At 65.1% G+C, this 11,628-nt stretch carries 10 protein-coding genes; 4 read left to right on the top strand and 6 right to left on the bottom strand.

Annotated elements, in window-relative coordinates; all coding sequences use genetic code 11:
• Window positions 1-113 precede the first annotated feature (113 nt).
• Genes VGG53_RS05490 through VGG53_RS05475 form a run of 4 tightly spaced genes read left to right on the top strand, consistent with a single transcriptional unit; the run spans window position 114 to window position 5,958 of the window.
• On the top strand, window positions 114-1,175 hold the full coding sequence (locus VGG53_RS05490) for an amidohydrolase family protein (protein ID WP_331517001.1): 1,062 nt from the start codon (window positions 114-116) through the stop codon (window positions 1,173-1,175).
• Window positions 1,176-1,183: 8 nt separating this feature from the next.
• Window positions 1,184-2,431 (top strand): Xaa-Pro peptidase family protein, encoded by a 1,248-nt coding sequence (locus VGG53_RS05485; RefSeq protein WP_331516974.1) that lies wholly within the window; start codon window positions 1,184-1,186, stop codon window positions 2,429-2,431.
• On the top strand, window positions 2,431-3,543 hold the full coding sequence (locus VGG53_RS05480) for a M24 family metallopeptidase (RefSeq protein ID WP_331516973.1): 1,113 nt from the start codon (window positions 2,431-2,433) through the stop codon (window positions 3,541-3,543). The genes VGG53_RS05485 and VGG53_RS05480 overlap by 1 nt, the downstream gene beginning before the upstream one ends.
• 3 nt (window positions 3,544-3,546) lie before the next feature.
• Window positions 3,547-5,958, top strand: a complete 2,412-nt coding sequence (locus VGG53_RS05475) for a CoA transferase (protein ID WP_331516972.1) — start codon at window positions 3,547-3,549, stop codon at window positions 5,956-5,958.
• Between the two features lie 5 nt (window positions 5,959-5,963).
• On the opposite strand, the gene VGG53_RS05470 is transcribed toward VGG53_RS05475, so the two are convergent.
• From VGG53_RS05470 to VGG53_RS05445, 6 genes are all read right to left on the bottom strand, one after another.
• Entirely contained in the window at window positions 5,964-6,776 is an 813-nt protein-coding gene (locus VGG53_RS05470; protein WP_331516971.1) for an SDR family NAD(P)-dependent oxidoreductase, read from the bottom strand.
• A 45-nt stretch (window positions 6,777-6,821) separates the two neighbouring features.
• Window positions 6,822-7,661 carry a mycofactocin-coupled SDR family oxidoreductase gene (locus VGG53_RS05465; protein WP_331516970.1) on the bottom strand — a complete coding sequence of 280 codons (840 nt, stop codon included), beginning with the start codon at window positions 7,659-7,661 and terminating at the stop codon, window positions 6,822-6,824.
• A gap of 2 nt (window positions 7,662-7,663) precedes the next feature.
• Window positions 7,664-8,893 carry a cytochrome P450 gene (locus tag VGG53_RS05460; protein ID WP_331516969.1) on the bottom strand — a complete coding sequence of 410 codons (1,230 nt, stop codon included), beginning with the start codon at window positions 8,891-8,893 and terminating at the stop codon, window positions 7,664-7,666.
• Window positions 8,894-9,102: 209 nt separating this feature from the next.
• On the bottom strand, window positions 9,103-9,756 hold the full coding sequence (locus VGG53_RS05455; protein ID WP_331516968.1) for a TetR/AcrR family transcriptional regulator: 654 nt from the start codon (window positions 9,754-9,756) through the stop codon (window positions 9,103-9,105).
• Window positions 9,757-9,988: 232 nt separating this feature from the next.
• Window positions 9,989-10,732, bottom strand: coding sequence for an acyl-CoA dehydrogenase family protein (locus VGG53_RS05450; RefSeq protein WP_331517000.1), 744 nt, complete (start codon window positions 10,730-10,732; stop codon window positions 9,989-9,991).
• Between the two features lie 50 nt (window positions 10,733-10,782).
• Window positions 10,783-11,628, bottom strand: an 846-nt coding sequence (locus VGG53_RS05445) for an acyl-CoA dehydrogenase family protein (protein ID WP_331516967.1), incomplete at its 5' end; no start/stop codon positions are given.

The following is an 11,628-nucleotide window of genomic DNA, read 5'->3' as shown; positions in this document are numbered from 1 at the left end:
TGATGTCGCCTCGAACAAGCACCGCCTCGCTCTACCCGCCCGGAGGCTTCGGCGCGCCCAAGGATCGGCACGGTCACGCCATCGGCATCAACCCGGGCCTGCCCGAAGGCACGGTGATTTTCTCGGCAGACAACCACATTTCGCTGGCCGACGACATCTTCTATCAGCGCTTCCCGGACGATCTCAAAGACAAGGCGCCGCGCATCTGGTACGAGGACGGTGCCTACCAAGTCGGGCGTAAAGGACAGTCGTTCCTGCCGGGCGATTTCAGCGCGGTGCTCATGCAGTACGACGACCTGCCCGGCGCGGCAAGCACCAACATCGGTGCCCGGATTAAGGAACTGCGTGAGGACGGTGTCGAGAAGGAACTCGCGTTCCCCAACGCCATCTTGGCGCTCTTCCACTACCCGGACAAGAAACTTCGGGAGTTGGCGTTTCGCATCTACAACGAGTACATCGCCGAGCTGCAGGAGCAGTCCGACGGCCATTTCTACGGCGCGGGGCTGATCAACTGGTGGGACCCGGAAGGGACCAAACGGACACTGGCCGAACTGAAGTCGCTCGGTTTGAAGACCTTCCTGCTCCCGCTGAACCCGGGCAAGGACGATGACGGCAATCCCATCGACTACGGCAGCACCGGGATGAAGCCGGTGTGGGACGAGATCGAAGCCGCCGAGCTTCCCATCAGCCACCACATCGGGGAGACGCCGCCCAAGAGCCCATGTCAGTTCAACAGCGTCGTGGTCGGCATGATGATCAACATCGACGGATTCCGCGAACAGTTTGCCAAGTACCTGTTCACCGGAATCCTCGACGATCATCCCGGGCTGCGAATCGGCTGGTTCGAGGGCGGAATTGCTTGGGTACCATGGGCTTTGCAAGATGCTGAGCATCTGGTGGCCTCGTACCAGCACATGTTCAATCGACCGCTGGAGCACGACGTGCGCTATTACTGGGACACCCACATGAGCGCATCGTTCATGGTCGACCCGCTGGGGCTGCAATTGATCGACCAGATCGGCGTCGACAAGGTGATGTGGTCCAGCGACTACCCGCACAACGAAAGCACATTCGGCTATTCAGAGAAGTCACTGGGCGCGGTCGTCGACGCGGTCGGCGCTGAGTCGGCCGCCCGCATCGTCAGCGGCAACATCACCGAGTTCCTGGGGCTGTAGGTCGCTGCATGACTTCGACCACTTCGTTCCTGGCAGCACCGTCGTCTGCGCTCGACATTCCGGAGATGCCGGATCTCGAGCGGATGCGTCGCGAGACCGGCGCGCGGCTCCGCGCGGCGATGGCCGATCGCGGCGTGGATGCCTTGATTCTGTTGGGCAACAACAGCGTTGTCTACGCAACCGGGGCAAGCTGGCCGTTGGGCGATGCCGGGCTGTCCTACGTCGAGCGACCGGTCGCAGTAGTGCTCGCCGATGACCCGCACCCGCACTTGTTCCTGCCGTTCCGCGAGGGCGCTTCGTCGGAGTCGGGCCTGCCGGCCGACCATCTACACGGCCCGGTGTATCTCGAATTCGACGAGGGCGTGGAGAATTTCGCGCGGACCGTCGAGGACCTTGTTCCCGCCGCGGCCGTCATCGCGGTCGATGAACTGACCGGGGCGATGCGGCGCGGCCAGCAGCGACTCTTCCGGTCCGGTCGGCCGGTCGACGCCGCGCAGATCGTCGCCGCCGCCAAACTCATCAAGACTCCAGACGAATTGGCCTGCATGCGGATCGCTTGCCGGATCACCGACACGGCGATGGTCGACGTGCAGGCCGCGTTGGCACCCGGCATTCGGCAGATCGACCTGTCGGCAAGTTTCATGCGCCGCGCGTTCGAACTTGGCGCGATGGCCAGCATGCTGGAGCCGATCTGGCAGGTGATGCCGAAGTACAAGGTGGACGGCGTGTGGACCACCCACGGCGATCTGGCATTGCCGCTGTTGACAACCGAGCGCGAACTGGCCGTCGGCGACGTGCTGTGGACCGATGTCAGCATCACTTATCAGGGCTACTGCTCCGACTTCGGCCGCACCTGGGTGGTCGGCCAGGATCCGACTCCGCGCCAGCAGGCGCAATTTTACAAGTGGCGGGAAATCATGGACGCCGTGCTCGACGTGACGCGCAGCGGCACCACCATCGCCGAGCTGGGCCGCACGGCGACCAAAGCCAACGGCGGTACCCGCCCCTGGCTGCCGCACTTCTATCTGGGACACAGCATCGGCGTGAACGCCGCCGAAACACCAATGATCGGAACAGATCTCGGCGACCAGTTCGACGAGAACTTCGTCTTGGAACCGGGAATGGTGATGGTGCTGGAGCCGGTGGTGTGGGAGGAAGGCACCGGCGGCTATCGCAGCGAAGAGATCGTCGTCATCACCGAGGAAAGCTGGATTCCGTTGACCAACTACCCGTATGACCCCTATGGGGAACGCTGATGGTTACTGAGGTTCTGGCCGACGACCGCGCGCTGCGCACCGGTCGTCGGGAACGGGCGCTGGCCCAGATGGAAAAGCACGGCCTCGACGTGCTGGTGTTGGGGCGGCAGGCGAACGTGCGCTACGTATCCGGTGCGCCGCAGTTGTGGGTGGCGGGCACCCGACCGTTCGGGCCGACCTGTGTGGTCGTCCGCACGACCGGCGCGATCCACTTGCTCAGCACGTGGGATGAGGGCGTGCCCGACGACATCCCGCACGAGAATCTGTACGGCATCGCCTGGAACCCGATGAACACCATCTCGGTTCTCAAGGGCATCGACGGTGCGGCAGAAGCAAAACGCGTTGGGACCGACGCGCTTTCGCCGGGATTTGGTCAGCTGCTGCCGATGGTCTTCCCGAACGCCGAGCTGGTCGACGGCGAGCTGGCGATGCGTGCTGCCCGACGGATCAAGACTCCCGAAGAAGTCGTCTCGCTGCGTGAGGCAATCCGGGTGGCCGAGCTCGGCCTGGCCGCGGCCGTTGCCGAGCTGCGCCCCGGGATCAGCGAAAAGACTTTGGCCGGCGTGCTGTTGGAGGCCATGGCAGCGGGCGGGGTCAGCACACCGTCCACACAGGACGCCGCGTGGGTGACCGCACGCGAGCACCCGTGGCGGCGGGCAAGCGACGACGGCATCGTTCGTGCCGGCGACCTGGTGGCGTTTTCGGCCGGTGTGCTCGACGGCGGCTACACCGGTGAGGTGGGTCGCACCTGGCCGGTCGGCGAACGCAATGGCGCCGGCGATCTGTATCGACGGTGGGATGCGCTGTGGGACAGGCTTTACGAAGCATGTCAACCGTGTGCGCCCGCGATCGATCTGCTGGTCGCATACCAGGCTGCGGGTGAAGACCTACCACCGATGCCGATCGCGCGGGGTCTGGGTCTGGGATTCGACCCGCCCGTTGTCTCTCAGCACCTGCCGGCGACTGCCGCGGAGGAGCGGTTGGAGGCGGGCATGGTGCTCGCGGTCACCGGTTACGTCTGGCAGGCGGGCGTCGGCGCCGTGTTCGGGCGAGAGGCGGTGTTGATCACCCCCGACGGCCCCGAGGTCCTGACATCGAGCCCTAGGGACTAGGCCGTGGCGCCAGACACCGGCCCGCTGAATGGCTACACCGTCGTCGAACTCTCCACCGGTATCGCCGGTGCCTACTGCACCAAGCTGCTGGCTGACGGCGGCGCGCGGGTGATCAAGATCGAGTCGCCACAGGGCGATCCCCTGCGGCGATGGTCGGCGTCGGGCGCCGTAATCGAAAACGGCAGCGACGGCGCGTTATTCGAGTTCCTGGCCGGCTCCAAGCACAGCGTGGTCGCCGACCCCGACACTGACGCCGCATTCGTCGACGACCTGCTGGCCGCCGCCGACGCGGTGGTGTGGTCGCGCGGATCATCGGTGGCCGAGTCATTCCCGCCGGCGGCTGTGCGGGAGTCGCATCCCCACCTGCTCGTCACGTCGATCACCCCGTTCGGGCTGGAAGGTCCGTGGAGCGGCCGACCGGCGACCGAGTTCACCCTGCAGGCGTGGTCCGGCGGCATCGTCGGGCTAGGCCGCGGATCAGCCGATCGCGCACCGGTATTCGTCGGCGGACGAGTCGGTGACTACCTGGCCGGCGCCTTTGCCAGCGCCGCGACGCTGGCCTCACGGCTGCGTCAGCTCGAGACCGGAGCAGGCGAGCTCCTCGATCTGTCGATGCTCGAAGCCCAGATCCTGGGTCTCACCTATTACCCGGTCACGTTCTTCCAGATGCTCGGCCGCCCGTGGCGGGATGCCCGAAAGCTGACCGTTCCCGGGATCGCCCGCGCCAAAGACGGTTTGGTGGACGTCGGGTGCGGCACCGCGCAGCAGTGGTTCGACCTCTGCGCGATGATCGGCCGGCAAGACTGGATCGACGAGGACTCGCCGTTGTCGATCACGGAGATGGCCAACGAGAAGGCAGCCGAGATCTACTCGTGGTTCGAACGCCACCAGGTCGATGACATTCGGGGTCTCGCCACTGCGTTCAGGATCCCCAATGCGCCGGTAGCCAACGGCGCCACCATCACCGAGCTCGAGCACTTCGCCCACCGGGGCTCATTCGTTCCGAATCGGCGCAACGGGTTCCGTCAACCCGATCACCCGTATCGGATGCAACCCGCGACACTTGTTGCACCGCAACCTGCCCCGCGACTCGGCGAGCACACCACGAACTACCGGCAGGCACCGCCGACGATCCCTAAGCGGCCGGCACGCGAAGCTTCCTCCGGGCGGTTGCCGTTCGACGGCATACGCGTGCTGGACATTACCACGTTCTGGGCGGGTCCGAGCTGCACGCATTTCCTGGCCATGCTCGGGGCCGAGGTGATCCACGTCGAGTCCACCCGCAAGCCGGACGGCGCCCGGTTGATCGCCGGCATCCCGGTCGCCGAGGACCAGTGGTGGGAGAAGTCGCCGATCTTCTCCGCGCTGAACACCAACAAGAAGGGGCTGACCCTCGACCTGCAGACTTCGACGGGCCGGGACCTGCTGCGCCGCTTGATCGCAACCTCCGATGTACTCGTCGAGAGTTTCACCCCGCGGGTGCTCGACCAGATCGGTCTGGACTTCCCGGCGCTGCAGGCGATCCGGCCGGGCGCAATCCTGCTGCGGATGCCGGGATTCGGCTTGGACGGGCCGTGGCGCGACAACCCGGCGTTCGCCTATGTGATCGAGGCCGCCTCCGGGGTGAGCTGGCTGACCGGTTACCCGGACCGCAACCCCTACGAGCCGTACTCGGTCGGCGATCCGAACGCCGGCATCCACGCGGTCAACGCGCTGCTGCTCGCGCTGGAGCGCCGTCGCGCCACCGGTGGAGGCGTCATGATCGAAGCGGCGATGATCGATGCCGCGCTCAACATCGCCGCCGAACAGGTCATCGAATACTCGGCCTACGGGGCGCTGCTGCAGCGAGCGGGCAATCGGGGACCGGCGGCGGCACCCCAAAACCTCTACCGCTCAGTCGAAGTCGACGAGTTCGGACGACTCGACAGCTGGGCCGCCATCGCCGTCGCCGATGACGAGCAGTGGGCCGGCCTCTGCGGCGCGCTGGGCCGGCCAGAGTGGGCGATCGACCAGAAGCTGTCAACAGCGCAGGGGCGTCGAGAATGGCACGACCTCATCGACGAGCAGCTGAGCACCTGGTGCGAAAGTCGAACTAGCGACGAAATCGTCCAATGCTTATGGGATGCGAGTGTTCCGGTGGCTAAAGTCATGCAGCCACATCGCCAGACCGATATCCCGCAGCTGCAATTCCGCGGCTTCTTCGAGGACGTCGGCCATCCGGTCAACAAAGCCACGCCACACAGCACAGTGCCCGTTCGGTTTTCGGCCGGCCCCGAGCGGTTCCATCTCGACCCGGCGCCGCTGCTGGGTCAGCACAACCGCGAGCTGCTGGCCGAGCTCGGCTTGAGCGACGACGAGATCGCCGCGTTGGAAGCCGACGGCGTGATCGGTCACGCGCCCGGCGGCCCCGGCTAGTGAGGTTAGTGACTCCACCCTTCGGCGGCCTGGTCGTCGAATGTCCGGTCAACGCGGTCGAATCTGCGACGGATTGACGCCCGGGCGGCCGAGTGCGGCAACACGTACAAGCGGTTGGCCAGAATCGCATCGGCGGTGATGCGGGCCACTTCATCGACGTTCAGCGTGTCCGGCTGCGCCGGGGTGCTCGTGGTCGACAGCCCGTAATCCGCGCCGATGATTCGTTCCGAGTTGGACATCAGCTTGGTGTCGACGACCATCGGGCAGAGCACCGACACACCGATGCCGTTGTCCTTGACCTCACGGGCCAGGTTCTCGGCGAGGCCCACGACGCCGTATTTCGCGACGCTGTAGGCGCCGAGGCCGACGTTGGGCATCAGGCCGGCGAACGACGCGGTGAACGCGACGTGGCCGCCGGTGCCCTGCTCGAGCAGCCGGGGCAGGAACGCCTCGACGGCATGGATCGAGCCCCACAGGTCGATATCGATCACCCAGCGCCAGTCGTCGTGGGTCATCTGTGCGATCGGACCCGCGACCACGATGCCGGCATTGCTGAACACCACATCCACCTGGCCCAGGAGACGAAATGCCTCGTCGGCCAGGTTAATCATCTCCTTGAGATAGCGAACGTCACACACCACGCCGTGCGCCTCGAACCCCTCGGCTTGCAAGTGCGCAACCGCATGTTCCAGCGCCGGCTTATCGACGTCGGCGAGCACGACACGTGCTCCCCGCCTTGCGAATTCGGTCGCGGTGGCGAACCCGATACCGCTCGCACCGCCGGTGATGACGGCGCCTTTGCCTTCGAATCCCTTCATGGCGCGACGGTAGCCGATGGGCCTGGGCGCGCGGCGGGGGCCCGGCTACTTCAGGCAACTGCCGCCGTCGACCGGTAACGTGACGCCGGTGATGTAACGCGCCTCGTCGGACGCCAGGAACAGCACCGCGTTGGCGATGTCCTCGGGCTCGACCCAGCCGATCGGCAGGGTGTGCATCAGCTGGCCGACGACCTTCATGTCCTCGGGGCCCGGGTTTTCCAGATCGGGGCGGAACAGCCGCATCGTGCCGTCGTTCATGAACAGCGGGGTGTTGACGTTGGTCGGGTGCACCGAGTTGACGCGGATGTTCTGCGCGCCGAGTTCGACGGCGAAGGTGCGCATCAAGCCGACCACGCCGTGTTTGGCGGCGACGTAGTGGCCGGTGTGCGGATAGGCCTTGAGTCCGCCGACCGAGCTGGTGAGGATGATCGAACCACCGTTTCCGCCCGCAAGGATATGTGGCACACCGGCTTTCACGGTCTTCCACACGCCGCCGAGGTTGATGTCGATCATGGCGGTCCAGTCGCGTTCGCTGGTCTTGTCCAGCGTCTGGCCGCCGTTGCCGATGCCGGCGTTGGCGACGATGATGTCGAGCCGGCCGAGCTGCTCGACGCCGGTGTCGACCGCGGCCTTGAGCGCTTCGTAGTCACGGACATCGACCTCGGCGGTGTAGATCCGACGGTTGTGTCCCTTCACCAGGTCTGCGGTCTCGGCCAGATCCTCCGGCGTGGCGGCGGCGATCAGATCCACGGTGTCGATCTTCTTGCAGATGTCCACCGCGATGATGTCGGCGCCCTCCTGGGCCAACCGCACCGCGTGCGCACGGCCCTGACCACGCGCCGCGCCGGTGATGAATGCGACCTTGCCTTCGGCTCGACCCGCCATCGTTACCTCGTTTCCTTACTTGTGATTGCTCCACCGATGACTGCCGGCATTGTGTCCCAGCCACGCACGGTGGACGTCGGAGACAATGCGGCACGGCTGAGGTCGACCTGCCATTCGGGAAATCGCTTCAAGATCTCCTCGAGCGCGATCCGCCCCTCCAACCGAGCCAATGCCGAGCCCAGGCAGTAATGGGTGCCGACGCTGAAGGAGAGATGCTGGCGGGGTTCGCGATGAATGTCGAAAACGTCGCCGTCCGGCGGGAATTGGCGGTGATCGCGGTTTGCCGCGCCGATCAGCATCATCATGGCGCTGCCCGCCGGCACCGTCTGCCCGTAGAAGGTGATGTCACGCGTTACGTAGCGTGCCACGTGCGGGGCCGGCGGCTCGAAGCGCAGTAGTTCCTCAATGGCCGCGGGAATGAGTGCGGGGTTCTCGGCCAGTTCTCGGCGCTGGTCGGGATGCTCGGAGAGCACTTTGCCCGCCCAGCCGATCAGCCGGGTGGTGGTCTCATTGCCTGCGCCGGACACCACGCTGATGTAGGTGAGGAGCTCCTCGCGGGTCAACCGCCGCGTGGTCCCCTTCTCGTCGGTGAACTCGACGTTCAGCAGATCGGTCATGATGTCGTCGGAGGGATGCCCGGCGCGCCAGTCGATGAACTCGGCGAAGAACTCGCCGGTGTTCATGCCGTCGGCTGCCGCCTTCATCGGCTTGCCCGCCTCGGTTCGCATCTGATGGTTGGTCAAATCCCTTGCGGCTTCTTGGTACTCCTCGGGAACGCCGAGCAGCATGCCGATCACCCGCATCGGCATCTGTGCCCCGAGGTCGGTGACGAAGTCGAAACTGTCACCGCCGATCAGGGGATCCAAACTGTGAGCACAGAATTCGCGGATTTTCGGTTCGAGGTCGCTGATCTTGCGCGGCGTGAACATACGCGCCAGCAGTTTGCGGTGCACGTCGTGGATCGGTGGATCCTCGAAAATGAGCACGCCGGGTGGAATGTCGATGTCGGCCTTGATCAGCTCGATGATTGCGCCGCGCGCGGAGCTGAACAATTCGTGGTCGACGAGCGCATGGTCGACATCGGCGAACCGGCTCAACGCGTAGAAGTCATGCTGCTCGTTGAAGTACAGCGGCGCCTCTTCGCGGATCGACCGGAACGCCTGGTAAGGGTCGGCATTGATCTCCACGTCGTAGGGGTCGTAGTAGACGCCGTCGGGTGCAGTCACTGTCACAGAGCTTCGCCTCTCGCTGGGCGCGCATCGTCAGTAGCGCCGAGAATCTGCGGCAACTCTGTCATCCGCCACCCGCGGGTGTCAACGTCGAATCCGTTTACGCTACTTAGTATTCTTGCTAACCAAGAATATGGTTCTCGCGATGGCGTGTCGGGTGCGCTATGCGAACGCTTTTTGCGTAATGAGGCGGCCGCCCCGGTTCTCGCCCGCTATTTGCCGACAAAACCATGCGAGCAGAAGTCCCAGACCTCATCGGCGGTGATGGGATGCACGGTGGCGTCGTCCGGCCCGCCGTTGGACTGCGCAATGAACATCACGGTCTGCATGGTCATCGCGGCCATCCGCTTCGGGTTGATGCCGGCGCGCAGCTCGTTGGCCTCGCTTGCAGCTTCCATCAGCTCGGTCAGCAAAGTGACAAGCGGAGCATGGGCAATCTTGACCTCGTCGGGATGCGAGACGAGCAACCGTGGAGCAAAGTCGGTGAACAGCGGTCTCTTGGCCGTCGGGTCGGGCCTGGAAGCCTCGAACAGCAACTCGACGGCAACCTTCAAGCGCTCGATCGGGGCGTCGTGGTTGGCGGTAGCGGCGCGAATCTGATCGGCCGAGCGGCTCAACGCATCTTCGAACAGCGCGAGCAACAGTTCGTGCTTGCCATCAAACTGCAGGTAGAAGCTCCGCAGCGACTGCCGGGAGCGGTCGACGACCTCTTGCACGGTAAAGTCCGTGCTGCCCTTTTCAATGATGATGGCCTGGGCTGCGTCCAGGAAACGTTGCACGCGCTGCGCGGCCCGCAGCTTCGCCGTCTTGATCGACCGCTCAACTGCACGCTGCTTCCAGGCCGGCTCTTCGATTGGGCTGGTCACGGGCGGCTCAGACGATTGCCGCGAGCGGAGAACATGATTGGACTCTACCGGAGAACGCCGTGTCATTGGTGTGCTGGCCCCCTCGCGGGATGACGTGTCTGAGATTGTAACTTTCCCTGCACGAGAATAGTATTCTCTCGTTGCTCGTCATGGAAGCAGAACGCGAATTACCGGCCGCTGATGTCTGATCAACCGCGGTTGCGCCTGCGGCACGCCCCGAGATTCAGCGGTACTAGAGCTGTATCAGCCGCGGCGCAAACCCCTTGGCGCGCACACCCGCTCCGGCTTCTCGGATCAGTTCGCGCGCGCTACCGAGCATGGCGTCCAGAACTAATGAACGTTTGATGTGACGGTGCAGCTCATGCTCGGCGGTGAAGCCGATGCCGCCGAGAACCTGCTGGCAGTGCCGCGCCGCGGTCAAGGCCGCCCGACCGGCTGCGGCCTTGGCAAGCAGAAAGCTCAGCTCGTCAGGCTCAGCCGCGGAGGCCACCAGCGTGCTCTCCGCACCTTCGATGGCGACCAGGGTCTCGGCCAGCCGATGCCGGATCGCCTGAAACGACGAGATAGGTTGACCGAACTGCGTGCGGTCCAAGGCGTGCTGTCGCGCCAGGGACAACATCGCGCGGCTGGTGCCCACCAGCCACCAGCCGAGTGCATGCCGTCCGCCCCCCACCGGCACCGGATCTCCTTGAGCCACCCGGTGTATCGGCATGTCGTCGCCCAACGTGGAGCTGGCCTGATCGGTGCGCTCCCAGACGATCCAGGAGCCGCCGGCAAACGGCAGCGGCAGGGTGGCTCCGCCTTCGCGACCGGCCGCACGCAGAACGACGTCGTTGAGCACCGGCGCGTGGGCACCGGTCTCACCGAGTAGCCGGAACACCAAAGGAACTGCGGCCGCGGGTATTTCGTCGAGCATCTCGAGCCAGCCGAGTTCGGCCAGCGCGGTGTCGAGCTGTTGGCCCGACGTCGCGGTCATCGTTTTACGCAAGCCGTCTTCCAGGAGCTGCAAGGACTCGGTGTCCACCCTCACTCCTTACCCAGATCCAGCAGTCGGCGCGCGATGATGTTGCGCTGGATCTCGGCGGTGCCGCCGTAGATCGTCGCGGCCCGCGAGTACAGGAATTCGGATCGCCAGGGTGTGTCGTCCAGCTCCAGCGTTCCGGGCAGCAGATCACGCACGGTGTCGTAGAGCCGTTGCTCGGCGCCGGCCAGCAACACTTTGTCGATCGACGTCTGCGGGCCCAACGGTTCGCCGTCGGCCAGCCGGTGTTGGGTTGCCCGGGATCGGCAGCGCAGCGTGTGCAGCGCGAGATAGGCTGCGCCGAGCTGATATTCGTCGGGGTCGGATGCTTCAGCGATGAGCTCGTCGAACCGTGCGTACAGGTAGGCGATGCGTTGCCAGAAGCAAGTCGACCGTTCGTAGGGCAGCAGATCCATCGCGAGCCGCCAGCCGTCGCCGGGCTGGCCGAGCATGCGTTCCGCAGGTACGACCGCGTCGTCGAAGTAAACCTCGCAGAACTCGTCCACACCGTGCATGGTGCGCAGCGGACGGACGGTGATGCCCGGCGTGTCGAGGTCGACGAAGAACGCGGTGATCCCGTCATAGCCGGGCGCTGTCCGGGTGAGGAGCACGCACCGGGTGGAGAACTGCGCGTAGCTGGTCCAGACCTTCTGCCCGTTGATGATCCAGTCGTCGCCGTGCGGAGCGGCGCGAGTGGACAGCGACGCCAAGTCGCTTCCGGACCCCGGCTCGGAAAAGCCCTGGCACCAGTGTTCTTGACCGCTGAGCAGCCGCGGCACCATCTCGGCAGCGAGTTCGCCTGGCGCATAGTCGATCATGGTGGGCGCGAGAACTTCCACCATCGAGTAGGG

Origin of the sequence: Mycobacterium sp. (genome assembly GCF_036490025.1) — a bacterium.
Taxonomy (GTDB): Bacteria; Actinomycetota; Actinomycetes; order Mycobacteriales; family Mycobacteriaceae; genus Mycobacterium.
This window is presented reverse-complemented; position numbering and strand designations above follow the sequence as displayed.

Excerpts from the sequence above, each read along its gene's own strand:
- VGG53_RS05470 (WP_331516971.1), bottom strand. The coding sequence starts at position 6,776 with ATGAAGGGATTCGAAGGCAAAGGCGCCGTCATCACCGGCGGTGCGAGC.
- VGG53_RS05465 (WP_331516970.1), bottom strand. The coding sequence starts at position 7,661 with ATGGCGGGTCGAGCCGAAGGCAAGGTCGCATTCATCACCGGCGCGGCG.
- VGG53_RS05485 (WP_331516974.1), top strand. The coding sequence starts at position 1,184 with ATGACTTCGACCACTTCGTTCCTGGCAGCACCGTCGTCTGCGCTCGAC.
- VGG53_RS05480 (WP_331516973.1), top strand. The coding sequence starts at position 2,431 with ATGGTTACTGAGGTTCTGGCCGACGACCGCGCGCTGCGCACCGGTCGT.
- VGG53_RS05450 (WP_331517000.1), bottom strand. The coding sequence starts at position 10,732 with ATGACCGCGACGTCGGGCCAACAGCTCGACACCGCGCTGGCCGAACTC.